At 60.4% G+C, this 25,126-nt stretch carries 19 protein-coding genes; 6 read left to right on the top strand and 13 right to left on the bottom strand.

Annotation, left to right across the window (positions count from 1 at the left end; translation table 11 throughout):
* The first annotated feature begins 78 nt into the window (after positions 1 to 78).
* On the top strand, positions 79 to 1,080 hold the full coding sequence (locus ABIB48_RS12500; protein ID WP_110106447.1) for a GerMN domain-containing protein: 1,002 nt from the start codon (positions 79 to 81) through the stop codon (positions 1,078 to 1,080).
* A 224-nt stretch (positions 1,081 to 1,304) separates the two neighbouring features.
* On the opposite strand, the gene ABIB48_RS12495 is transcribed toward ABIB48_RS12500, so the two are convergent.
* Genes ABIB48_RS12495 through hrcA form a run of 3 tightly spaced genes read right to left on the bottom strand, consistent with a single transcriptional unit; the run spans position 1,305 to position 4,294 of the window.
* Entirely contained in the window at positions 1,305 to 2,099 is a 795-nt protein-coding gene (locus tag ABIB48_RS12495) for a 16S rRNA (uracil(1498)-N(3))-methyltransferase (RefSeq protein WP_110106446.1), read from the bottom strand.
* A 5-nt stretch (positions 2,100 to 2,104) separates the two neighbouring features.
* The gene (dnaJ, locus tag ABIB48_RS12490; RefSeq protein WP_110106445.1) at positions 2,105 to 3,247 is read right to left on the bottom strand and encodes a molecular chaperone DnaJ; all 1,143 of its coding nucleotides are present in this window, start codon (positions 3,245 to 3,247) and stop codon (positions 2,105 to 2,107) included.
* Positions 3,248 to 3,280: 33 nt separating this feature from the next.
* Positions 3,281 to 4,294, bottom strand: a complete 1,014-nt coding sequence (hrcA, locus tag ABIB48_RS12485; protein WP_110106444.1) for a heat-inducible transcriptional repressor HrcA — start codon at positions 4,292 to 4,294, stop codon at positions 3,281 to 3,283.
* A 329-nt stretch (positions 4,295 to 4,623) separates the two neighbouring features.
* On the opposite strand from hrcA, the gene ABIB48_RS12480 reads away from it, so the two are divergent.
* Together ABIB48_RS12480 and ABIB48_RS12475 are read left to right on the top strand one after the other, a co-directional pair.
* Positions 4,624 to 5,472 carry a DUF3097 domain-containing protein gene (locus tag ABIB48_RS12480; protein WP_110106522.1) on the top strand — a complete coding sequence of 283 codons (849 nt, stop codon included), beginning with the start codon at positions 4,624 to 4,626 and terminating at the stop codon, positions 5,470 to 5,472.
* A 20-nt stretch (positions 5,473 to 5,492) separates the two neighbouring features.
* Positions 5,493 to 5,921, top strand: coding sequence for a DUF4870 domain-containing protein (locus ABIB48_RS12475; RefSeq protein WP_110106443.1), 429 nt, complete (start codon positions 5,493 to 5,495; stop codon positions 5,919 to 5,921).
* A gap of 79 nt (positions 5,922 to 6,000) precedes the next feature.
* Here ABIB48_RS12475 and hemW read toward each other — a convergent pair whose 3' ends face one another.
* The gene (hemW, locus tag ABIB48_RS12470) at positions 6,001 to 7,230 is read right to left on the bottom strand and encodes a radical SAM family heme chaperone HemW (RefSeq protein WP_315913703.1); all 1,230 of its coding nucleotides are present in this window, start codon (positions 7,228 to 7,230) and stop codon (positions 6,001 to 6,003) included.
* Entirely contained in the window at positions 7,227 to 9,083 is a 1,857-nt protein-coding gene (gene lepA, locus ABIB48_RS12465) for a translation elongation factor 4 (RefSeq protein ID WP_179442422.1), read from the bottom strand. The genes hemW and lepA overlap by 4 nt, the downstream gene beginning before the upstream one ends.
* Before the next feature lie 186 nt (positions 9,084 to 9,269).
* Between lepA and ABIB48_RS12460 the strand changes: the two genes are divergently transcribed.
* Entirely contained in the window at positions 9,270 to 9,857 is a 588-nt protein-coding gene (locus ABIB48_RS12460; protein ID WP_315913702.1) for a type II toxin-antitoxin system PemK/MazF family toxin, read from the top strand.
* Positions 9,858 to 10,035: 178 nt separating this feature from the next.
* Positions 10,036 to 10,296: a 30S ribosomal protein S20 gene (gene rpsT, locus ABIB48_RS12455; protein WP_110106440.1), complete on the top strand. Its 261-nt coding sequence runs from the start codon at positions 10,036 to 10,038 to the stop codon at positions 10,294 to 10,296.
* A gap of 1,577 nt (positions 10,297 to 11,873) precedes the next feature.
* On the opposite strand, the gene holA is transcribed toward rpsT, so the two are convergent.
* From holA to ABIB48_RS12415, 8 genes are all read right to left on the bottom strand, one after another.
* The gene (gene holA / locus ABIB48_RS12450) at positions 11,874 to 12,881 is read right to left on the bottom strand and encodes a DNA polymerase III subunit delta (RefSeq protein ID WP_354213140.1); all 1,008 of its coding nucleotides are present in this window, start codon (positions 12,879 to 12,881) and stop codon (positions 11,874 to 11,876) included.
* 124 nt (positions 12,882 to 13,005) lie between these two features.
* Positions 13,006 to 14,904: a ComEC/Rec2 family competence protein gene (locus tag ABIB48_RS12445; RefSeq protein WP_354213139.1), complete on the bottom strand. Its 1,899-nt coding sequence runs from the start codon at positions 14,902 to 14,904 to the stop codon at positions 13,006 to 13,008.
* Entirely contained in the window at positions 14,901 to 15,815 is a 915-nt protein-coding gene (locus tag ABIB48_RS12440) for a helix-hairpin-helix domain-containing protein (protein WP_354213138.1), read from the bottom strand. Before ABIB48_RS12440 ends, ABIB48_RS12445 begins: the two co-directional genes overlap by 4 nt.
* Before the next feature lie 60 nt (positions 15,816 to 15,875).
* A complete protein-coding gene (locus ABIB48_RS12435; protein ID WP_354213137.1) occupies positions 15,876 to 16,877 on the bottom strand; it encodes a DegV family protein in 1,002 nt (333 codons plus the stop codon).
* A gap of 184 nt (positions 16,878 to 17,061) precedes the next feature.
* The gene (gene leuS, locus ABIB48_RS12430; RefSeq protein WP_396334212.1) at positions 17,062 to 19,566 is read right to left on the bottom strand and encodes a leucine--tRNA ligase; all 2,505 of its coding nucleotides are present in this window, start codon (positions 19,564 to 19,566) and stop codon (positions 17,062 to 17,064) included.
* A 234-nt stretch (positions 19,567 to 19,800) separates the two neighbouring features.
* Positions 19,801 to 21,315, bottom strand: a complete 1,515-nt coding sequence (gene glpK, locus ABIB48_RS12425) for a glycerol kinase GlpK (protein WP_110106434.1) — start codon at positions 21,313 to 21,315, stop codon at positions 19,801 to 19,803.
* A gap of 48 nt (positions 21,316 to 21,363) precedes the next feature.
* Complete coding sequence (locus ABIB48_RS12420) at positions 21,364 to 22,107, bottom strand: MIP/aquaporin family protein (RefSeq protein ID WP_110106433.1); 744 nt, start codon at positions 22,105 to 22,107, stop codon at positions 21,364 to 21,366.
* Positions 22,108 to 22,192: 85 nt separating this feature from the next.
* On the bottom strand, positions 22,193 to 23,989 hold the full coding sequence (locus ABIB48_RS12415; protein WP_502914133.1) for a glycerol-3-phosphate dehydrogenase/oxidase: 1,797 nt from the start codon (positions 23,987 to 23,989) through the stop codon (positions 22,193 to 22,195).
* Between the two features lie 167 nt (positions 23,990 to 24,156).
* On the opposite strand from ABIB48_RS12415, the gene ABIB48_RS12410 reads away from it, so the two are divergent.
* A complete protein-coding gene (locus tag ABIB48_RS12410; protein WP_110106431.1) occupies positions 24,157 to 25,119 on the top strand; it encodes a sugar-binding transcriptional regulator in 963 nt (320 codons plus the stop codon).
* Positions 25,120 to 25,126 lie beyond the last annotated feature (7 nt).

The following is a 25,126-nucleotide window of genomic DNA, read 5'->3' as shown; positions in this document are numbered from 1 at the left end:
GCTTGGAGCAGGCGCATCCATCATGGACTGGGCCTTCAACCAGCACACTTTGACAAAGAAACTGCGAGACAACTCCCCATGGACGCCTTCCCCCCTGTGCCAACACCCCGGACTGGCGCCGCTGCCATCCCGGATGTTAGGGGGCAGCGGACGGCCGAGAGGCTGCGCACCGTAGACAAGGTTGCCATTGTGGCCCTGTCACTGACACTTCTTTTGGGCGGCTGTACCTCTGCCAACACCCAGAACCCTGACTCGTCAATGCCAGCCACGGCGGCGTCCTCGTCCACCGGGCTAGTGACAAGTGCGCCCCTGGAAACTGCCACAGCCTCGCAGACCCTGCCCGTTTACTGGCTAGGTCGCAGCAACAGCGATGTTTTCCTGTACAGGGAATTCCGCGCTTCCACCGCCCTCGATGAGCCCATTGTCACCGCATTGCGCATCATGATGAGCAATAAGGCACTGGACCCCGATTACTTCACCTTGTGGAGTGCCCCGTCCCGGCTCGGAGCCTCCATTTCCGCTAAGAATGTCATCACGGTGGATGTGTCGGCGGACGCCTTCAGTCAAAAAGCGGACGCCGGAATGGCTGAGCGTTCCGTTTCCCAGCTGGTGTACACAGCCACTGCTGCGGCCGCCATGGCCGGGCTCGTTGACACCAGCTCCCCCATCCAGGTCTCCGTTCTTGTTGACGGACATACCGGTTATAGCGCCTTTGGACATGTCCCCTTGGATAAGCCGCTGACCCGTAACCCTGCCTATATAGCCCCTGTTTGGATCATTGACCCGGCCAACGGCTCAACATACAAGCATCTCCCACTGAAGGTGACGGGCCAAGGCGTCTCCCCGACAGGGACACTGGCGTGGTCTTTGTCTCACGTAAGTGAGGGCAAAGTCGCTGACGAGTATCTCAGCGGAACCGTCAATATTCCCCAGGGTCCCAACGAGTTGGGTGAGTTCACCTTCAATCTGGTTCCACCAAACGGCAGCTACCAGCTCTCCGTCTTCATCGACAACCCCCTGCTGCCGGGCCGCAAAATTGGCATCGACACCAAGATTGTCACCATCACCGGCAGCCCGTAACCGGCCAAAAAAGTAGGCCTCTCAAAGCTGAAACGGAGGCCGTGGGTGGGCCCCCACGCCCGAGGGACCCGCTGCCGAGCTTGCGCGTGAAACGGAGGCCGTGGGTGGGCCCCCACGCCCGAGGGACCCGCTGCCGAGCTTGCGCGTGAAACGGAGGCCGTGGGTGGGCCCCCACTCCCGAGGGACCCGCTGCCGAGCTTGCGAGGAGGGGGAGGGTGTGGGGACTACCAGCGCCCGAGCTGCTGGCTAAGAATTGCCACAGCGGCGCCTCCGGCAGTCGAGGAGCGCAGCACATTGTGGCCCAACAGGGCCGTCAGCGCGCCAGCGTCCTTGAACGCTTGAACTTCTGTGGCGCTCATACCGCCTTCCGGACCCACGATCATCAGCACCGTGGTACTTGCTGATTCTCCTGTGGGCGCAGCATACCCGCCGGCAGCGCCTGATTCCTGCCAGTTCCGGGCCACCTCCGCGACTGAGTCTAAGGCGTCCTCGTGCAATATCAGGGCTAGCCCGGCGGCAGCGATTTCTTCGCAGACCCCGGCGGTGCCCAGCAGTGATCCGACGGTGGGTATGGTTGAGCGGCGCGCCTGTTTCGCGGCCGCCGCGACCACCTGACGCCACTTCTGCGGCCCCTTAGTGGCCTTGTCCATCTTCCACCGCACAATGGAGCGTTCAGCCTGCCAGGGTGCCACCGCGTCGATGCCAAGTTCAGTAGCCATTTCAATGGCCAGCTCATCCCTGTCACCCTTGGCCAATGCCTGGATCAAGACAAAGCGCAACGGCTGGGCTGGTTCTTGTTCCACACTGTTGACCTGCACCGTCAACAAACCCTTTTCAGCGCTGCTGACGGTGCAGGACAAACGCAACCCAGCGCCGTCGCACATGTCCACCGGCTCACCTGAGGCGAGACGTTTGACCGTAGTGGCATGCCGGCCCTCATCCCCACCTAGGGTGAAGTGTGCGCCGGGCAGCAACCCGGAGAGCTCTGCAGGGTTGGCGTAGAAGACTGGGTTACTCATGAGGTTTAGTTGTTGCCGAACTTATCACGCAGCTTGGCGAACATGCCGCCACTGGAGACCAGTTTCCCTTCGGTGAAGGTCTCCCCGCGCAGGGCTGCCAGTTGCTTCAGGAGGGCTTCCTGCTCGGCGTCGGGCTTGGTGGGTGTCTCCACGTGAATGTGTACCTTCAAGTCTCCACGGCCAAAGCCACGCAGGTGGGTCACCCCCAGGCTGCGCAGGTTGATGACTTCCCCTGCCTGGGTGCCGGGCTTGATGCTGATGGGCTGCTCACCATCGAAGGTCTCGAAGTTCAGCTCTGTGCCCAGTGCGGCAGCGGTCATGGGGACGCTGAGTGTGGCATGCAGGTCATCGCCTTCACGCACAAAGCTGGGATCGTTATTGACCTTCATCTCCACGTACAGATCGCCTGAGGGGCCACCTGCCGGTCCGGCCTCGCCCTGGTTGGCGAGTTGGATCCGGGTCCCGGTGCCCACTCCTGCAGGGACCTTGATGGTCAGCGTGCGGCGATCGCGGATACGGCCTTCGCCCATGCACTCGTTGCACGGGTCCACGATCATGGTGCCGAAGCCTTGGCAGGAGTTGCAGGTAGCCAGGGTCATGACATTGCCCAAGATGGAGCGCATGGGGCGTTGAATCTGGCCACTGCCATGGCAAATGTCACAGGTGGTGGGTGCCGTTCCCTGGCGGCAGCAGCTGCCCTCGCAGGTGGGGCAGGTGATGGCGGTGTCAATTTCAAGCTTCTTGTTGACGCCAAAGACGGCCTCGCGCAAGTCCACGCGCACGCTGATGAGGGCGTCTTGGCCGCGGCGCATACGTGATGCGGGACCACGCCCTCCGCCGCCACCGCCACCGGCACCGCCGAAGAAGGTTTCAAAGATGTCCTGGAAGGCGAAGCCCTCGCCACCAAAGCCGCCGCCACCGCCACCTGCGTCATTGCCGTTTTCGTTACCCGTGGTGTCATAGATGCGGCGCTTTTGCGGGTCAGACAAGACCTCATAGGCGTGTGTTACAGCCTTAAAGCGATCCTGGGCATCCGCGGCGTCATTGACGTCCGGATGGAGTTTGCGTGCAAGCTTGCGGTAGGCCTTCTTGATTTCCTCGGCCGTTGCGTCGCGGGAGACGCCCAATGCATCGTAATGGTTACTCAAAGTAATGCTCTCTTTTGTTGAAACGGTGGCCGCTTAGCCGGCCAAAATTCTCGAAAGGTACTGGGCCACGGCGCGAACGCTGGCCATGGTGTTGGGGTAATCCATTCTGGTAGGACCCACCACACCAAGCTTGGCGTTCTCACCACGGACGTAGCTGGTGGCCACCACTGAGGCTTCCGCGAGGGAATCGTGCGGGTTTTCCCGTCCAATCACCACAGACATACCCAAGGAGTCTTGGGCCATGGCTTCAAGCAGCCTCAGTAGCACCACTTGTTCCTCCAGTGCGTCAAGGACGGGCCCGATGCTCAGGGGGAAGTCATTGTTTGACCGGGCCAGGTTGGCGGTGCCTGCCATGACAATCCGGTCTTCACGGGCGTTGTGCGCCAATAGCGCCAAACCCTGGGCCAAGCGTGCAGCCACAGCATGCTCTCCCAAGGGGACATCGAGGGGAACTTTGGAGACAGCGCTGGGCAATTGGGCCACAGTGAGTCCGTTCAAACTGGCCATAAACACTTTGCGCAATCCGGCCAGGATGTCATCATCAACGGCGGCACCAATATCGATGACGTTTTGTTCTACCTTGCCAGAAGCCAAGATCAGGACCACTAGCACTTGATGCGCTGCCAAGGAGACAAACTCAATGTGGCGCACAGTGGCCGCCGTGGTGCGCGGATACTGGACAACCGCCACTTGGTTGGTCAGCTGGGCCAGGGTCCGCACTGTCCTCTCGAGGACGTCATCCAGATCGGTGGGCCCATCTAACAACACAGAGATGGCTCGGCGTTCAGCGGCTGAAAGTGGCTTAACGGAGGCCAACTGATTCACGAAGAGCCGGTAGCCCTTGTCAGTGGGGATGCGCCCGGAACTGGTGTGCGGGGCCGTGATCAGCCCTTCTTCTTCCAGCGCGGCCATGTCATTGCGGATAGTGGCACTGGAAACTCCCAGATGGTGCCGTTCCACGAGTGCTTTGGAGCCGACGGGTTCCCGTGAATGCACATAGTCTTCGACAATGGCCCGCAGAACTTCCAACTTACGTGGTTCACTCATGCCCGGCACCTCCTTTCAGCCTTACGCTCTGCACCCATATCCCCTTGGACTCTTGACTAGGCGGGAATGTCAGAACATCTTTTAGAAAACAACTTTTAGCACTCTACCCAACCAAGTGCTAAGTCTAATACCTTTCCACGGCACCCCCATGGCAAACCGGTTCCCGCCACGTTCTCGACACGCTCCGCAGACACGCACTATGAACCGCGTAAGTGTGCCCCCTCAAGAGCGGCCCCGGCACGCGATAGCATGGCTTTTCATCCTGCAGCGTTCGCCATGAGCGTTGCCCTGAGCGTCAAGAGTCAGGTTTTTGCATGCATTTCAGTGACGTGTCCCACCATCAGTGGGGTCCCCAGGACCTCAGTGCCCCGCCGCCCCGAATCCTGCGCAAGGTTGAAGCCCGTTCCGGCCTTGTTGTAGAGGACGTGCAAACAGGCTGGGTGGGCGCGGTGGTCCGTCTGGAAAAGTCCGGCGGCATGCACATTGTGGAACTCGCCGACAGGCGCGAAAAGATCCGCGCCTTCCCGCTGGGATTTGGCTTTCTGTACGAGGGTGAGCCGATTGAGCTCATCGCACCTACCACAGCCGCACCCAAGAAGGCCCTGCGTACCGCATCTGGCTCCGTCAAAGTTATGGGGGACCGCGCCAAGGTGGCCAAGGCCAGTCGGATTTGGGTGGAGGGCAAGCACGACGCCGAACTGGTGGAGAAGGTCTGGGGAGACGATCTGCGGGTGGAGGGGATCGTAGTAGAACCTCTCCGAGGGATCGATGACCTGGCCGCCGCGGTGGCCGATTTTGGCCCGGGACCCCAGCGCAGGTTGGGCATTTTGGTGGACCATTTGGTGCCCGGTTCCAAAGAAACACGCATTGTGGGCAATCTCATGAAGAAGCCCGGGGTATCCAAGAACGTGCTGGTGGTGGGACACCCATATGTAGATGTCTGGCAGGCTATCAAGCCTGCTACTCTGGGCATCCCGGCATGGCCTGTAGTGCCTAGAACAATGGAGTGGAAGCTGGGCATCCTGAAGGCCTTCGGCTGGCCCCACACTACCGCTGAGGACATTGGACTGGGCTGGGCGAGATTGCTGTCACGGGTGGGTTCGTACTCAGATCTGGAGCCGTCCCTGCTGGGCCGGGTCGAAGAGGTCATTGATTTTTTGACGGCACCCGTATCCTAGAGTGAGGGCAATAATCCACCATGCCCGTAGTTGCGCATGCTGAAAGGCCTGAGATTGTGAACCACCCGGTTAACCAGAGCAATGTTGCACCCCAGCAGCCCCTCACCCCCTCCGAAGATAAGCAGTGGGCTTTCATGTCCCACTGTGGCGGAATTCTTGGGTGTGTACCTTCGCTGCTGATCTATAAATTCTTGGCTGCCCGCGGCCGATTTACAGCACAGGAGTCCAAGGAAGCCCTGAACTTCACCTTGATCCCGACAGCTTTGGCTGTCCTGCTGAACATTGTGGCTATCATTGCCCACGCGATCAGCCCAGGAAGCGGGACCATCTTTTCCCTGCTGGCGCTGCTGATCTGGGCCTTCCTGACGGTGTTCTCCATCATCGGCGCCGTACGTGTCAACAGTGGCCAGCCCTACCGCTACCCGCTCAACCCGCGGCTGATCAAGTAACTGATCAAGTAACTGAAAAACAGCACCAGATTGCACGGGTAGCTAGCCCGGAAGTGGCTTTAGCCGGCCTTAGCCACGGTTAGTCTAAGAGCGCCCGTGTCACGGCATCGCCCAGGAGCCTGCCCTTGAGCGTGAGCACCAAAGTGCCGGCGAAAACCTTGAGCGGGTCCACCAGTTCCTGTGCGATGAGCCCGGCAATGGCTTTGCGTGCCGTGGGCGAGAGTGTGTCCACAGCCAGCCCTTCGGACAACCTGGACACCAGCATGATCCGTTCCAGCTCTCGGGTTTGCGCATCAAGAGTTTCACGCCCGGCGGCCGGGGATTCACCCTTATCAAGCCGATTCGCGTACGCCGTGGGGTGTTTGACATTCCACCAGCGCACCCCACCAACATGGGAGTGCGCTCCGGGGCCAATCCCCCACCAGTCATCTCCACGCCAGTATGCAAGGTTGTGCTGGCAGGCGTCCTGGGGGGTCCGCGACCAGTTGCTGACCTCATACCAGGACAGGCCAGCTTCTTGAAAGAGCCGGTCTGCTAGTTCGTATTTCGCGGCGTGATCGTCGTCGTCAATGTTCGGGACCTGGCCGCGGCGGATCTGGGCGGCCAGTTTGGTTCCCTCCTCCACAATGAGCGAGTATGCGGAGATGTGATCCGGCTCGTAGCTCAACGCTGTGCGAACGGATGTTTCCCAGTCCGCGAAGCTCTCCCCTGGCGTGCCGTAGATCAAGTCCACACTGACCCGCAGGCCAACCTCACGCGCCCAGGCAACCGCCTGTGGCACCCTCTCCGGGTTGTGCGTGCGGTCCAGCACCTTCAAGACGTGCGGGACCGCGGACTGCATGCCGAAGGACACGCGGGTGAATCCGCCGTCGAATAGTTGCTGTAGGGATTCCCGGGTGACCGAATCAGGGTTAGCCTCGGTGGTGACCTCGGCGCCGTCCTCCAGTCCCCAGCGGGCCACGGCGGCAGCCAAGATGCGGGTGAGATCGCCGGCAGCTAACAGGGTGGGCGTTCCACCACCAAAGAAGACAGTGCTCAGCTTGCGTTCCGGAAGCCCGGAGGCACTCATGGCCTGGGCCGCAAACTCCACCTCACGCACAGCGGTTTCGGCGTAGGCATCCTGGGAGGCCCCGCCACCTAATTCAGTTGCCGTGTAAGTGTTGAAATCGCAGTAGCCACAGCGCACGGCACAGAAAGGGATGTGCACGTACAGGCTGAACTTGCGATCTGCTGCACCGATGGCGGCCTGCGCGGGCAGGACGCCATCGGCCGGGGCCGGGTCCCCGAGGGGCAAAACGCTGGGGGTCACTTCTTTGACTTGTCCTTTACCGGCTCTTCGGAGGACAGTGCAGCGATGAAGGCTTCCTGGGGAACCTCCACACGGCCCACCATCTTCATGCGCTTCTTGCCTTCCTTCTGCTTTTCGAGCAGCTTGCGCTTACGCGAAATATCGCCGCCGTAACACTTGGCCAAAACGTCCTTGCGGATGGCGCGGATGTTTTCGCGGGCGATGATGCGGGCACCAATGGCGGCCTGGATGGGCACCTCAAACTGCTGGCGCGGAATAAGTTCGCGCAGCTTGCCTGTCATCATGACACCGTAGGCGTATGACTTGTCGCGGTGGGTGATGGCGCTGAAAGCGTCCACTTGCTCACCCTGAAGCATGATGTCGACCTTGACAAGATCGGCAACCTGATCGCCGTCTGCCTTCCAGTCCAACGAGCCATAGCCGCGGGTCTTGGACTTGAGGATGTCAAAGAAATCGAACACAATCTCGGCCAAGGGCAGGCGGTAACGGATCTCCACCCGGTCCTCGGAGAGGTAGTCCATGCCGCCGAGAATGCCGCGCCGGGTCTGGCACAGTTCCATGATGGCGCCAACAAATTCGGTAGGAGCCAAGATGGTTGCGGCAACCATGGGTTCGCGGACCTCGGCGATCTTACCCGTGGGGTATTCGCTGGGGTTAGTCACGTGGACAACCTTCTTGTCCTCGAGCGTGACCTCGTACTCCACGTTGGGGGCCGTGGAGATCAAATCAAGGTTGTGTTCGCGTTCCAGACGCTCACGAGTGATTTCCAAGTGCAGCAAACCTAGGAAGCCCACACGGAAGCCGAAGCCCAGTGCGGCCGAAGTTTCGGGCTCGTAGACCAGAGCCGCGTCATTGAGCATCAGCTTTTCCAGTGCGTCACGCAGCACGGGATAGTCGGTACCATCCAGCGGGTACAGACCCGAGAACACCATGGGCTTGGCGTCATGATAACCAGCCAACGCTTCCGTGGCCGGCTTGTGGAAGGTGGTGACGGTATCGCCCACCTTGGACAGGCGCACATCCTTCACACCCGTAATTAGGTAGCCCACTTCACCAACACCCAGGCCCTTGGACGGCTTGGGCTCGGGTGAGCTGACACCAATTTCCAAAAGCTCATGGGTGGCGCGCGTGGACATCATCTGGATTTTTTCGCGCGGGCTCAAGCTGCCGTCAATAACACGGACATAGGTGACTACGCCGCGGTAAGTGTCGTACACGGAGTCGAAGATCATGGCACGGGCAGGGGCATTGGGATCGCCTTGGGGCGCCGGGAGGTCGCGGACAATCTGGTCAAGGAGTTCCTCAACACCAACACCTGTTTTGCCGGAGACCATCAAAACATCTTCCGGCTTGCCACCGATGAGGTTGGCCAGCTCAGCGGCATACTTCTCAGGCTGCGCGGCCGGCAGGTCAATCTTGTTCAGCACCGGGATGATGGTGAGGTTGTTCTCCATGGCCAGGTACAGGTTAGCCAGAGTCTGCGCTTCAATGCCTTGGGCAGCGTCCACCAGCAAGATGGCACCTTCACAGGCTGCGAGGGAACGGGAAACCTCGTAGGTGAAGTCCACGTGGCCCGGGGTGTCAATCATGTTCAGGCAGTACGAGGTACCGTCAACTTCCCACGGAATGCGCACGGCCTGGGACTTGATCGTGATGCCGCGTTCGCGCTCAATGTCCATGCGGTCAAGATATTGCGCCTTCATATCACGCTGCTGAACCACTCCAGTGAGCTGGAGCATCCTATCGGCCAGGGTTGATTTACCATGGTCGATGTGCGCGATGATGCAGAAGTTCCTGATGATCGCCGGATCGGTGGCGGCGGGCACCGGGGCAGTGCGGGCCATGGGTGACACTAGGGTTCCTTACTGTTGCCTGGACGCAGGGATTGCGGCTGATGCGCCGAACCGTGCAGGGGTTGCGCCGGCGTAGTACACGCCGCACACTCATTGCCACCAAGTCTCCCACGTTTACCCCGCCACCAGAGAACCCGCCGCGTGGAAGCCACCTAGAAGTGGCCCATATTAGCTACCCTAGAAATCATGGCATCAACTTCCGACCGCATTTTCAAGTTCCTCCGCTCCCTGGCAGGCTCACTCTTCGGCTCAGGGGAGGCGTCCCCACCCTCCACTAAACCCTCCGATAAGACGCGCTCGCGCCCAGCAACACGGCCAGCCTCCCGCCCGGCTGCCCGCCCGGCGTCGAGCGGGCCCACCAACACCCTGAGCGCACCCTATCCCGGGGACTTCCGCGGCACGGCAACCGTTAGCTACGCTCCCAAGCCCGACGGCGAGGCGGACCCGGGCGAAATTGTGTGGACTTGGGTGCCGTATGAGGAAGACCACAGCCAGGGCAAGGATAGGCCTGTGCTCATTGTGGGGCGGAACGGCAAACGCTTGCTGGCTCTGATGATGACCAGCAAGGACCACAGCGATGACCACCGCGGGGACAACGACTACATCGATATTGGCACCGGTACTTGGGACAAACAGGGCCGAGAGAGTGAAGTGAAACTGGACCGGGTGCTTCAAATCTCCGCCAGTGACATGCGCCGCGAAGGCTCAATTCTCGATAAAAAACGTTTTGCTGCCGTAGCTACCGGTCTGCGCCAGCGACACGGTTGGAAATAGGCGCCCCAAACTAGGCCCGCCATCTGATAAACTTTTTGATTGTGTGTATCCGTGCAGGTCGGCGGATGCAACAGCTTGGCCAGACGTTCACCATAATTCGAGCATCCCCACGCCGCTGTCAACGGTCAAGCTACGCCCTCTACGACCGAATTTACGTATCAAAAGAGAGTTATACAACGTGGCTAATATCAAGTCTCAGAAGAAGCGCATCCTGACCAACGAGAAGTCGCGTCAGCGCAACCTCGCTGTTCGTTCAGGCGTCAAGACCGCTGTCCGTGCAGTAAACACGGCTGTGGCCGCAGGCGACAAGGATGGCGCAACAGCCGCACTGGTGAATGCCGGCCGTAAGCTGGATAAGGCTGTCAGCAAGGGCGTTTTGCACGCCAACAACGCTGCCAACCGCAAGTCAGCCATCTCCAAGAAGGTTAACGCCCTCTAAGAGAAGCTGACCCGCTTCGCAACTCAAAGGTAGGACCCCCACTTTGGTGGGGGTCCTACCTTTTTTAAGCACAGTTCTTTTTTTGAGCACAGGGTGCGCCCCTTGAGTTGTAGCCGGACTCATCCCTATGCCTGGATTCTATTCACTCCCGTTTACGTGATTTGGGCGCTCTTTGCCTGGCCACTGCCAGGTTCCGTTTTCTTCGCGGTGGCACTCGCCTGGTCACCATACCTCCTCGCCACAGCCGTGGGGGCTCATCTTAGTCAGCACTGCGATGCTCTTGCTATCGGTCCTTGGACTAGCTCAGTGGATTTTGCCGATCGTTGCCAGCATCGTTGCTCTGCACATCTTCTTCATGGCGTTACTGTTCGGGCGCACCATCGATTAGTATCTCTGATCGTTCATGCTCATGCTCACGCTCGCACTAGCCGGGCCTGTGTTGACTTCAACACAAACACCATGGACCACAGTCTGGGGCATCTTCGGTGTCGGAAGTGCCTGCGTCACCAGCGCATTCGGATAGTGCATGATCAGAGCAGCGCGGCTCACTCTCACCGAAGCCAAGAGCGAGTAGGCACCCGCAAACCCCTCGCGGGCACTGGACGACTACTGTAACCACCGAAAACCGCACCTTGAACGGGCGTCTATACTCCATGCCTAAGCCGGATGTGTACTCATCATAAAGCCACTCGTTGAGGGCTTCGAGAGCATTAACCGTGGTGGCGCTTTCGCCGGGGGTCGATGGCGGGTTGGGGCCGCGTCCGGGCTAGCGAGAAGACCACCAGGGCCACAGCGATCAACCAGCATGAAGCCATGATCAACGAGCTGAAATCCTCGCCGTAGTCTGCGAAACTGAGTCCGTTGAAGAAGGCTGCCAGAGTAAAAACTGCGGCAATTCCGCTGGGCCATCGCCACCGTCGCCGCCCAAAGACCAAAGGAGGCTTCTCCAGGAACTGGGGAAATACTCCCCGCCGGAGCCTAGATGAGTTGTTGGTAGCACGACGAACAGGTTAAGGACCATGCCGGCCATAAACGCCAGCCCGAAGAGCCACAATAGGATGACCGCTTGCACCCTCAAACTCGACCTGTCCATATTCCGGTCTTAGCACCCACGCCGATGACCGTCAAGCCAGTGCACAGCCCATGGCCGAACGTCTAGGATTCCTGGAATGCTCGCCTAACTGGCTGCATTGTGGCAGTGGCGGCTAACCAAAATCACCATAAAGGCAGAAGAACACATAGTCCCTCTCACCGGTCCTGTATGGAAGCGAATTGTGCAGCGATAGTACGTACAAGAAGTCTCAGCTGCACCGGATATCGGCATGAATATGGACCTTGTGAATTGGCCAGTCACAACGGATGATCACGGATCACTCACGAGGCTGAATATGGGTGGTCAGTCTATGTCAGGGCGATGATCACACTGTGCCCGACCGGGTGTGTCACCGATGGGTGCGCTGATCTTCTTGGCAGAAGCCGCGTCCAGGAGCGAGCCCGCATACCTTCAGACGCGAGCTGGCCCGAAGAACGCAAGGCAATGACAACAGGCACTGACCTCTGGCACAGGGCTCAGCTAGCTAGCGGCGCGCGGCGGTGGCAATCACTATGACAGCCCGCTCGACGGCATACACAGGATCTTTCGCCTCACCCTTCACCTGGGCGTCAGTTTCAGCCAGAACCTTGATGGCGGTCACGAGCGCAGGCCCGCTCCAGTGCCCGGCATCGCGGCGTGCAGCGTCCACCTGCCAAGGGCTCATGCCGAGGTCACGGGCCAGCTGGGCAGAGCTTCCGCGCAGCGAAAATACTTTGGCAATCTGGCGCACCTTCATGGCCAGGGCCCCTACCAGTGGCACCGGATCCACGCCCGTTGCGAGGGCATGCCTGAGGGTAGATAACGCTACGGGCCCGTTTCCTGCGAGGGCCGCATCGGCCACCCGGAAGGCAGTGGCCTCGACACGGCCTCCGTAGTATTTATCAACATCGTCGGTGCTGACCATGCCCGTGGTATCTGCGATCAGCTGGGAGCAGGCTGCCGCAAGTTCCGACAAGTTGGCGCCCACGGCCGCGACCAAGGCGCGGATCGCCTGTGCATCAATCCGCCGCTTGTTCAGAGTAAATTCCGCGCTAACAAATTGTGTCTTTTCGGCATCCTTCTTCAACGGCAGGCACTCAATGCGAGGCACACCGAGCGCCTTCATAGCATCAAGGAGTTTTTTCCCGCGGGTACCGCCATTGTGGATCAGCACGAGTGTCACATCAGGGGCCGGATCCAACAGATACGCCAGCGCGTCCTGGAGGAAGTCATCATTCATGGTGGCCAGACCGGACACTTCAATGAGCTTGGGTTCGCTAAAAAGGGACGGGCTGGCAACGAGCCCCAGTTGACCTGCCGTGTACTGGCTCGCATCAAGGCTTGTCAGTTCCGTGGCCGGGTCTTGTGAGCGCAGTTTCCCACGAACACTATCCAAGGCCCTACTCGCAATGAAGTCCTCGGGGCCAAAGAGAAGCACCACGGGAGCCAAGGGAACATCGCGCCAGTCGGCACCGCCGGAAGGCCGCTGGGAAGATCTTGGGGCCGGGCTCATTGCCTTGTTCCTGTCCGTTTTGTTCCTGTCCATGCATTATCCACAGCCTCTACTGTGCCACCCCTATCCTTGAATCCCAACCCGTACCATTGCCCCTGGCCCAATCTCTGCATCCAAGCCCCACTCATGAGAGAAGTACCGCCGCACTCCACCAGGCAGTCGCCGCCATGACGAGCCCCACAGTGACCCCAAATTCGTGTCCACGCCAGCGCGCTGGCAGCAATGCGCGCAACCGCCCTGCCAAGGCGATGGCACGTTCCTTCTCCACTACGGCAAAAAGTGCAGCAAGTACTGCCCCGTTCAATACTGACATCAGCATGAATCCTTCGAACCCTGCGGGCCAGGGCACGCTTGACGCTGGCAGGGCAGCCATGGTGCGGGCCACCGTTGCCACCCACCAGGCCCCGGCCCCGCTGACCGCAGCACACAGCGCCGCAACAGGCGGGATAAGTGCCGCCATCACCATCCCCAGCGTCCCCACAGTGGTCACGAGTGCCACCACAGGTGCCGCAAGCATGTTCGCCGGGATGGTGTAGGGCGTCAAACGGGCCTGCAACAGAACAATCACGGGTGCGCAAAACAACTGGGCCGCCAAAGGAATGGCAATTGCCTGTGCGAGCCACAGCGGCAGCATGGCGCCAAGCCAGCGCACACAGCGCTGGCCAATCAGGTGCAGCCCAAGCGTGGCCAGAACCGAGAGAATGAACGCGTAATCCGCGACGAGCCAGGGGTTGGCCACCAGTAAGGCCACGATGGTCACGCAAAGTAGCGCACCCACCCGCTTGGGCCGCCCACCCAGAACAGCCATGGCCCCGATGGATCCCATGACAGCAGCCCGCAGCACGCTCGGGTCCGGCCCTACCACCATGACGAAACCAAGCAGCCCTGCTCCTGACAGCGCAAAGGCGACACTGGGCGTGATACGCAGGGAGCGCAGCCCCAGCATGATGCTGGCCAGCACCAATGTGCAGTTGGCTCCACTGACAGCTGTCAGGTGGGTCAGGCCAACAGTTTTCATGGCCTCTTCTAGGCCGCTACCCATGCCGCCGCGATCCCCCATCACCATCCCCGGCAGGAGTCCTGCGGTATCCTCCGAGCGCCCCGTCCACACGTTCTGGACGGCGGCAATCCACGAGTTCCTGATCTTGGTGACTGCCATACCCGGACCGCCTGCGGCGGCGATCACCTCTTGGGGAGCAGTGGTGGTGCGTAAGAACCCGGCAACCGTGCCACTGCCGTGCGTTGTGCTGATGGTGCCGGCCGTGACCGCACGGTCTCCGTCCATGAGCACGGCCCACGAGGACCCAGCCACAACCCGGACCGGCACTGTGCCTGTGAAAACTTCTCCCCCGGCACGGATGCTGATAACCAACGCCTCAAAGGCAACCCTGGGTGGCCCGTTCCCTGCAGCCAAAAGCCTCGGTGCGCTCTCAAGCTGCAGGGTGAGTACAAAGTCCCCACCACGCGCTATGGCCTGATGCAGGGGGGACGTGCCCGCACCCCCGGTGCGCAAGGACGCCGAGCCCAGAACGGCCAAAACGCAGATGGCCATCAGAGCCATGGTGGGCCCCGCCCTGGCGAACAGTGCCGTCCATCGCGAATACCTCAGAGTGAGGGTTCGGGAGTTGCTTCCGGAGCGGGTGCGGGAATGGGAGCGGGATCGGGAGAGGGAGAGGTTCCGCAGCTTTATGGCACGGATACTCATGGGCACAAGAACTGACTTCAGGACCGCCGCGAACAAGAGCGTGGTGAGTAGGAGCACGCAAGCACCCACTATTTCCTTGGGCAGAGTTGTGGCTGCTGCTGCCGCAGCGCAGCTGCCAAGGACGGCGGGTAGGAGCCTGATATCGGCTCTCCTGCGGCCCCTCTCCTGGGCCCGCGCCGCCTGGGCGTCGGCAATGCGGCGCTGAAGATCGCTCAGGCGCAGCATCACGCGGGCTCGCAGAGGCTGCGGAGGAGTTGGTGCCGTCTCCCCCACTGCGGCTTTTGCGAAGCGGGCCCAGCGCGGTTCACGAACCCTCATGAGACGCTCACCAAATCTCTTAGACCCGCCAACAGCTTTGCGCCAATCCCTGCCACGGCATCGAGCCCGTCAACCGTGGCAAAGGGACCATGCTCGGTACGCCACGCAACTATTCGTTCGGCCAGAACTGGGCCAACTCCCGGCAAAGTATCCAGTTCTCCGGCCGTGGCAGTGTTGAGATTGAGCAGTCCCGCTGCTCCCCCACCGCTACTACCCTGTACCCCTTGCGGCGGGCCCGGTTGCAGCACCGCTCCCGGAGCTGGCAGCATTCTGGCTGCCTGTTCCTTGGTGGGCACAAACACTTGCAAACCGTCCGCCAGCGGGGCAGCTAAATTCAGTGCTGAGAGTTCCGCTGCCGGCAGCGCTCCTCCGGCCGCATCTACCGCCTCAAAGACTCTGCTGCCGGGGCGCAGCAGAAATACTCCCGGGTATTTAACAGCCCCGGCCACATGAACCACCAATGTTCCCGGCTCAACACTCCCCGGTACACTACTTCCGGGATCCCGAGTTCCGTCGGAGGCTGCAGCGGCACTGCCGTCAGGGATGGACTTCACTGCGCTGGCGGTGCTTGCCGGACGGCTTGCCTGACCGGGAGGGCCCGGACTACCAGGACCCGACGGCACTGTTCCCGCCTCCGCAGCCAATGGTGGCACGGCCACTTTCCCGGCTGTCTCGGCAGCCAGCTGGGCAGAAGCATTCTGAACGCTCGCTGACTCGATCCACAGGACCCCCAGCACGGCAGCCACCATGGCCAGCACCACCACGAGGGAGCGCACAGAAACGATCCACCTTGGCTTTTGCCAACGAGCCCCAACACTGGGGCCATTGGGGGCCTCGTCGCCAGTCCACGCTGCACCGCGATGAGCTTGCCTGACCTGTTCGCGGTGGAATGTGGTGCTGTGCTCTTTCATGGACCCACAGTAGGCCCAGCAGATACCGTAGGTACGGCAGTTTGAGGCGTCTGTGACGGGCTATGGCTTAGTGTCAGGCTGTGGAGGAATCTTGGCACCAGCAACAACCACTACAAGTACGCCCAAGCCGGCATGGGCTGCCAAAACAGCCGGTAGGCGGGTCAGCGTGGCATCGTCCAAGCCCGGCGAGCCACGCTCCAAGGACTCGCTAAGCGTGCTGGCCTGCGCCTCATTCCCGAAGTGGTGCACGCTGATCTGGGTTCCGGCGGCACCGCGTGCTGCAATATCCGCTGCAGCCAGTGCCTCCAGCCGAGCAATGGCCTTAGCCGCCGTCCGTATCTTTTCCAGCGGGACAATGGCCCCGTCCTTGATCCCGAGAATCGGTTTGATATCCAGCACTGTCCCCAGCCATGAGGAGGCCAAGCTAATCCGTCCGCCCCTGCGCAATTGCTCCAAACTGGGAACATAAAAATATATCTCCGTGGCAGAAAAAGCCGCCTTGGCACCAGCAATGATGGCTGGAGCCTCCTCACCTCGTAGCGCCGACTCCACGGCAGCCTGCACGCCCCTGCCCTGGCCCATGCCCACTGTTGCGGAGTCCACCACGTAAACGGGGATGGGTGAGCGGTCCGCAGCCAACGCTGCGGCCTCAAAAGTTCCCGAGAGTTTGGCGGACATATGCAAGGAGACAATATTCGTAAAACCTGCCTGCGCAGCCGCCTTGTAGGCTCGTTCAAACTGCCCCGGTGAGGGCCGTGAGGTCTTGACAGACGTACCGGAAGCAAGCGCCAGTGACATGTGGGCCTCCAGTTCCGCATCATCATCGGAAAAGACGTTCTCACCAATGATGACGGGGATGGGTACCACCGTCAGGAGTCCGGCGCAGCCAATCCGGGCAATCCATTCCGGCGGTAAGGCGGCCGCAGAGTCTGTGACGATGGCTACCGTAGGAGCAGGAGGCGCAGCCGAACCAGCTGGCACCGCAGCGATCTCGGTGGATTTAGGTCGAATCCGCCCTACCTGTGTCCGTAGCCAGGCACGTGCTGCTGATGCTTCATTCACGGTGCCCTCCCCCTCTTTAGCTCAGTGGTGCCGGACTCAGTCTTTTCGGCTCAGTAGTGCCAAAGCTACCCAACCACAACACAAAAGTGTCCTGCCCCGGGCAGGGCCAGGACACTTTCGCACGGATTCTTCCGTTGGTTACAGCGTGTCGCGTCTAGGCAGCAAAAATCTAGGCAGCAAAAATCTAGGCAGGAACAATATTGACCAGCTTAGGCGCCCGCACAATAACTGTGCGGATGCTGGCCCCATCCAGAGCCTTTTTGATGACTTCCGAGGTCAGTGCGAGTTCGCGCAGCTCATCCTCGGTGATGTCCGGGGACACTTCGAGGCGGTCCTTGACCTTGCCCTTGATCTGCACAATAGCCGTCACGCTCTGTGCCACCAAGAGTGCCTCATCCACCGCAGGGAATCCGGCGTTGGCAACGGAAGCCGGATGCCCTAGTGTCTCCCACATGTCCTCGGCCGTGTACGGTGCGAACAGGCTCAGCACAATGGCCACGGCTTCAGCGGCTTCACGTACTGCCGGATCGCTTGCACCGGCGCCGGAGTCAATGACCTTTCGGGTGGCGTTGACCAGCTCCATCAACTTAGCCACCACAACGTTGAACTTGTGCCCTTCCAAGAGCGCCTTCGCGTCATGGATGGTGTGGTGGGTCAATGACCGCAACGCAGCGTCGCCACCAATACCGGGGGCGCCGGGCGCACTGTCCACATCGCGGGCCAGGCGCCATGCACGGGCCAGAAACTTGGCCGAGCCGGACGGGGAAACATCCGCCCAGTCGACGTCGTCCTCGGGAGGGCCGGCAAAGATCATGGTGAGGCGAACGGCGTCCACCCCGTACTTATCCAGCTGCTGGCCCAGGTCCACACCGTTACCCAGGGACTTGCTCATGGCCTTGCCGCCGTTGAGGACCTGGCCCTGGTTCAGCAGGGCGCTGAAGGGCTCGGTGGCCTCGAGCATGCCCATGTCGTGGATGACCTTGGTAAAGAAGCGGGCGTACAGCAGGTGCAAGATGGCGTGCTCCACACCGCCCACGTACTGACCTACCGGCATCCACTCGTTGACCTTGGCCGGATCGAACGGGCCCTCGGTGAACTGCGGGGAAACGAAGCGCAGGAAGTACCAGGAGGAATCCACAAAGGTGTCCATGGTGTCGGTGTCACGCTTGGCGGCGCCACCACATGAAGGGCAGGCCACATTGACCCATTCGGCTGCAGCAGCCAGCGGGGAGGTGCCCTTCGGGGACAGGTCCTCGCCGCGCAGGTTCTCCGGCAGGCGCACGGGCAGCTGGTCATCCGGCACCGGGACTTCGCCGCAATCGGCGCAGTGAATGATCGGGATGGGGGTGCCCCAGAAGCGCTGGCGGGACAGCAGCCAGTCACGCAGGCGGAAGTTGACGAACTTCTCGCCCGTGCCCAGCTTCTCCAGGATTTCGATGGCGGCCGGGATGCCTTCGGTCTTGGACAGGCCGTTGAGCTCGCCGGAGTTGATCAGGGTTCCTTCGCCGGTGGTGGCGATGCCGGTCTCGGCGGGGTCCTCGCCTCCGGTGTCCAGGACTGCACGGACTGGCAGGTCGAACGCCTTGGCGAAGTCCAGGTCACGCTGGTCATGGGCGGGGACGGCCATGATGGCACCTGTGCCGTAGTCCGCCAGGACGTAATCGGCGGCCCAGACGGGCAGCTTCTCACCGGTCAAGGGGTTGATGGCGTAGCGGCCCGTGAAGACACCCGATTTGGGGCGTTCGGTTGACTGGCGTTCAATGTCGCTGAGCGCCTTGGTCTGCTCGCGGTAATCGCTGAGCGCCTCGGCGTGCTGGGCAGTGACCAGATCCACGGCTAACGGGGCATCGGCTGCCACAACAAAGAACGTGGCCCCGTACAGTGTGTCGGGGCGGGTGGTGAAGACCGTCAGCTCCTGCGCCGGCTTTTCCTCGCCAGCGGCTTCGATCACAAAGGTGACATGAGCACCCTCAGAGCGGCCAATCCAGTTCTTCTGCATGGCCAGCACGCGGTCCGGCCAGAGGCCCTTCAACGCATCCATGTCATCGAGTAGGCGGTCCGCGTAGTCGGTGATCTTGAAGTACCACTGGTTCAGTGACTTCTTGGTAACAACCGAGCCGCAACGCTCACAGGCACCGTTGACAACCTGCTCGTTGGCGAGCACGGTCTGGTCCGTCGGGCACCAATTAACGGGAGAGTTCTTCCGGTAGGCCAGGCCACGCTCATAGAAGCGCTTGAACAGCCACTGCGTCCACCGGTAGTACTCGGGGTCAGAGGTCTGCAGGCGGCGCGACCAGTCCACGGAGATGGCGTAGCGCTTGAAAGATTCCGCCTGCGTGTCAATGTTGGTGTACGTCCACTCGCTGGGGTGGGCGTTGCGCTTGATGGCGGCGTTCTCTGCGGGCAACCCGAAGGAATCCCAGCCGATCGGGTGCAGCACGTCATAACCGAGCTGGCGCCAGTAGCGGGACACCACATCACCCATGGCGAACGCTTCAGCGTGGCCCATGTGCAAGTCGCCCGAGGGGTACGGGAACATGTCAAGGACGTAGCGGCGTTCCTTGGAACCGTCGTCAAGCGGGGCGAAAACATTGAGTTCATCCCACACGGCAGGCCATTTGGCCTCTATTGAGGCGAAACTGTAGACGCCCTCTTCGCTGTTCTCTTCAGTCTGGGACTGCACGCTCACGTACCCTGCCTTTTCATTCATCATTGGCTTCTTGCACCTCACTCCTTACACACAAAAGCCCCTCGACATAGCAAGGGGCTCACCGCAACGAGAATTTTCTGGTTGCGGCTAGCTAAGGAGGAGAAATTTATGCACGTCTCTACTTTAGCGCACAAAAAGTACGACGGCGGGAGGCCGCCTTTGGGGAAAAGGTGGGCTCCCGCCGTCGTACTTCACTGCTGTTTGGCAGTGCTGTTACAGCACGTCCTCGTCAACCCAGTCCATGGACTTGGTGACGGCCTTCTTCCACAAACGCATCTGACGGTCACGCTCAGCGGCGTCCATGTTGGGCTCCCAGCGCTTGTCCTCAGACCAGTTCGCCGAAAGCTCGCCCAAGCCCTTCCAGAAGCCCACTGCCAGACCTGCCGCGTAAGCTGCGCCGAGCGCCGTGGTCTCGGTGACCTTGGGGCGGATCACGGGTACGCCAAGGATGTCCGCCTGGAACTGCATGAGGGCATCATTGGCAACCATGCCGCCGTCGACCTTCAATTCCGTCAAGTCAACGCCGGAATCCGCGTTGACGGCGTCCAAGACTTCGCGGGTCTGGAAAGCGGTGGCTTCCAGTGCAGCCCGGGCAATGTGGCTCTTGTTCACAAAGCGGGTCAGGCCCACAATGGCGCCACGGGCATCGGGACGCCAGTACGGGGCGAACAAGCCGGAGAAGGCTGGGACAATGTATACGCCACCGTTGTTCTCTACCGAAGCGGCGAGCTCTTCCACCTCTGGTGCTGACTTGATCATGCCGATGTTATCGCGCAGCCACTGGATGAGGGATCCGGTGACGGCAATGGAGCCTTCCAGAGCGTAATGCGGGGCTGCGTCGCCTAGCTTGTAGCCAAGCGTGGTGAGCAGCCCGTTCTTCGAGTGAACAATTTCCTCGCCCGTATTGAAGATCAGGAAGCAACCGGTGCCGTAGGTGTTCTTGGCCTCACCTGCTTCAAACGCGGCCTGGCCGAACGTGGCTGCCTGCTGGTCACCGAGGATTCCGGCCACGGGAACTTCACGCAGCAGCTGGCTGCCGTGCACGTGCCCGTAGACCTCGGAAGAGGACTTGATGGCCGGCATCATGGATTTCGGCACACCAAAGACAGCCAAAATCTCGTCATCCCAGGCCAGGGTTTCCAGATCCATGAACATGGTGCGGGAGGCGTTGGTGACGTCGGTGATGTGCACTCCACCGTCAACACCGCCGGTCAGGTTCCAGGTGACCCAGCTGTCCGTGTTGCCAAATAGCAGATCCCCAGCTTCCGCCTTGGCGCGGGCGCCGTCAACGTTGTCAAGGATCCATTTGATTTTGGTGCCGGAGAAGTAGGTGGCCAGGGGCAGGCCCACCTTTTGCTTGAAGCGCTCCACGCCGCCGTCAGCAGCCAGTTCATCAACGATGCTCTGCGTGCGGGTGTCCTGCCACACGATGGCGTTGTAAACCGGGACGCCGGTGTTCTTGTCCCAGACAACCGCCGTTTCACGCTGATTAGTGATGCCCACGCCAACAATATCGTGACGGGTCAGGTTCGCCTGGGCAAGAGCGGTACCAATGACCTCGCGGGTGTTGTTCCAGATCTCGGTGGCGTTGTGCTCAACCCAGCCCGCCTTCGGGAAGATCTGCTCATGTTCTAGCTGACCAGTAGAGACGATGTTGCCGTCATGGTCAAAAACGATGGCACGGCTGCTGGTGGTGCCCTGATCAATGGCAATTACATACTGAGACATCTTTGTTTCCTTTGCTCGTGATTCATGTGAAGAACAAACAGCAGGTACTTAGGCAGTTACTACCAGCGGCAGCCACTGTGCAGCGGCACCACCCAAGGCGCCACCAAGGAGCGGGCCCACCACGGGAACCCAAGCGTAGGACCAGTCACTGGAACCCTTGCCCTTGATGGGTAGCAAGGCGTGGGCAATACGCGGCCCCAAGTCACGGGCAGGGTTGATGGCGTAGCCGGTAGGCCCACCAAGGGATGCACCGATACCAACAACAAGCAGGGCCACGGGCAGTGCCCCGAGTTCGGCCGGACCGTTGGCGAAGTGCAAGATGACAAAGACAAGAACAAAGGTGCCGATGACTTCGGTGGCTACGTTCCAGCCGTAGCTGCGGATGGCCGGACCGGTTGAGAACACACCCAGCTTCGTGGCAGCATCCGGCTCACCATCGAAGTGTTGCTTGTAGGCCACCCAACACACAACGGCACCTATAAACGCACCCACCATCTCGCCACCAAAGTACGTCATGGTGGAGCCGAAGTTCACGGCCACATCGGGAGCATATTCAGCCTTACCGTTGGCTAGGATTCCGACTGTTACTGCAGGGTTGAGGTGGGCGCCCGATTTGGCAGCGACGAAGACACCGGCAAAGACTGCCAGGCCCCAGCCCCAGTTAACTAAAAGAAACCCGCCGGCATTGCCTTTGGTTCCCTTCAGGGCAACGTTTGCAACAACACCACAACCCAACAGGGTGAGCATCATCGTTCCCATCACCTCGGATGCGAACACAATTCCAAGAGACATCTTTGACTCCAAATGGCTAGTTTTTACATGAAAAGATCAACCCTTATTGGTTGCTCCTCTTGAGCCCCCTTTGCCCCCCTGGGGCTTAGGCAATCAAGCTTTGTACGTGGACGCCGTGGAAGCGTGCCAACACATCGACACTGTGGCTGATTTCTTCCGCCACCTTTGCTGCATTCCATCCCAACGGTCCAGCCAGCGCTGCTGCCGTCTCGGCCAACAGTTCACTGGTAACCAAGCCCCGGAAGGCCAAGGAGGTGCGGCGGATCATAACGTCGATGAGGTGTCCAATTTGTTCGTGCTCCACCATGAACGCAACTTCCCGGTCACTGAGCTCGTCGGTGGAATTGAAGACGGTATCAATCCCTTCCCCGAGGTACGCCAGAACTTCTTCAGCGCGCGTTCCGTAACGGGTCAGAAGAACTCCTGCCCGTGCGGCGGTCACCGAGTCGCTGGTGTGGGCCAAAATCCAGGCTTCCACTCCGGCGGTGCTATCCGGGAAATTCACGCCGCCACCAATGGGCAGCTTGGCGGTGGACCGCTTTCGCGGTGCACCAAGAATGGCCAGAACGTCATTGCTCATGTGCTCTGCCAAGGCCCGGAACGTAGTCCACTTGCCACCAACCAGGCTCAGCACCGGCACTGTTTTGCCGCCGATACTGTGCTCGGCCCGCTCAATACGGTAGTCACGGGAAACAAACCCGGGCGCCGTTTCATCGTGGCGCGGCAGCGGGCGGACCCCGGCGAAGCTGTAAACAATCTCCTCGCGGGTGACCAGGACGTTGGGGAAGACGTGTCCAATGAGATCGAAGAAGTAGTCAATTTCATCTTCCGTGCACACGGCATCCGCCGTCATATCAGCGTTGACGTCTGTGGTACCCACCAGGACTCTGTCTCCCATGGGGTAGATCAGCACAATCCGGCCGTCAGTGTGTTCAAAGAAGATTTCACGGCCGTTGCAGGCCGCCAGCAGACCGGGGTGGTCAAGGACAATATGTGAGCCCTTGGTGCCACCCATGAAGCGGGTGGGTGAGCCCATGTCGGTGTTGGTCATATCCACCCAGGCACCCGTGGTGTTGACCACAACATCGGCAGTGAAGGTGAACTTTTCGCCGGTGAGCTGATCGGTGAGCTCCACGCCGTCCTCAGCAACAGCTGTGACGGCCAGGTAGTTGGTGGCGCGGGCCTTGGCCTGGGCAGCCGTGGCCGCGGCTGCACCGGAGACGGGAAGCCCGGCCTTTTCGCCATCCTGCAGGACATCCAAAGTTAGCCGTTCCGGGTTGTGCACGGAAGCGTCGTAGTAAGTTGCCGCGTACTTGATGCCCGAATGCAGCTGGGGCAGCTCGGCCAGAGCCTTCTTGCGGCCCTTGAAATCGTGGCGGGGTACCGTGCCACCGTCACGGGAGAACGCGTCATACAGTGTCAGGCCAGCCTTGATCAGGAAGGCGCCGCGCTCTTGGGGCTTGCCCTGCTTGTGAGTCAGGAAGCGGATGGGGGCACTAAGAATTCCGGAGAAGGTGCTGAAGATGGGGATGGTGGTCTGCAGCGGCTTGACGTAGTGAGGTGCAATCTTGAGCAGCCCATTGCGCTCCACCACGGATTCCTTGACCAGACGGAATTCGCCGTTTTCTAAGTACCTGATGCCGCCGTGGATCATGTGTGAGGACGCGCCGGAGGCTCCCTGGCAGTAATCGCCGCGTTCCACGAGCGCCACATCAATACCTTGAAGGGCTAGATCCCGGAAGGTGCCCACACCGTTGATGCCGCCACCAATGATCAGGACACTGGCACGCGGACGCTGCTTCAGAGCCTCAACCTGGGCACGCACAACTGCTTGCGTTTCTTCGGGTGCATTGTTCTTGCCAGCGTTGCCGTGGTGTCCCACATCGACCTCTTTCGAGTCCAGTTTAATTGCGCTCTACGCGCCTCGTACCCTTATTGTTGGAGCAAATGAACAATATAGTCAACAGACCTGCACAAACGTGCAGAAAGGGTGTGTGAACCGTGAGTTCCAAGCGGATAAAACAGCAGGACACCCTCCGAGCTGCACAAATGTACTACTTGCAGGACCAAACCATGGATGCCATTGCCAGGGAGCTGCGAACCTCCCGCTCCACGGTGTCCCGGCTGCTCTCCACAGCCCGTGACAGCGGACTGGTGCAGATCCAAATCAAGACTCCCTCGGACCGTGCTCCGGAACTAGAACGCGCTATTCGCAAGCGCTACCGGGTGGAAGTCCATGTTGTTCCCGTTTCAGACATGCTCGGTGAGGTTGAAGTCTTGGAGCGGGTCAGCATGCAAGCTGCTCGCACCATTGGCCCATTGGTTGATTCCAATGCTGTGATTGGGGTGGCGTGGGGATCTACTGTCAGTACCGTCAGCCGCCATCTGACCCGCAAAACCACGCACGGCAGCACCATTGTCCAACTCAACGGCGCCGGAAACACCCAAACCTCCGGCATCACTTACGCCTCGGAAATCGTCCGTCGTTTCGGCACAGCCTATGGTGCCAAAGTGGAACAATTCCCGGTCCCTGCCTTCTTTGACCATGCAGAGACCAAAAACATGATGTGGCAAGAACGCAGCGTACGGCGCATCCTTGACCTGCAGGACCGCATGACCATTGCCATCTTCGGCGTGGGCTCCATGGATGCCGAAATCCCCAGCCACGTCTACTCCGGCGGCTATCTGGATTCCACGGATTTGGACGCGCTAGAAGCCAGCGGCGTAGCCGGAGATGTGGCAACAGTGTTCTTCCGCTCCGATGGATCCGATGACGGCATTGTCCTCAACTCTCGCTCCAGCGGACCTGACTTGGAAAGCCTGCGCAAGGTCCGGCGTCGTATTTGTGTGGTCTCTGGCGCGAAGAAAATTACGGGACTGCGCGGGGCCCTCGCAGCCGGTTTGGTCACTGATTTGATCCTGGATGAATCCACGGCCCGGGAATTGGTGGAATTGTCCAGCCCCTCCAACGATCCCATTTTTGGCTTCCTCAACGGCCTGGATGGCTTGTAGGCCGCGC

The organism is Arthrobacter sp. UYCu511 (genome assembly GCF_040547105.1).
GTDB lineage: Bacteria > Actinomycetota > Actinomycetes > Actinomycetales > Micrococcaceae > Specibacter > Specibacter psychrochitiniphilus.
Note: the sequence above shows the minus strand (reverse complement) of the source record. Positions and strands in the feature narration are given on the sequence as shown.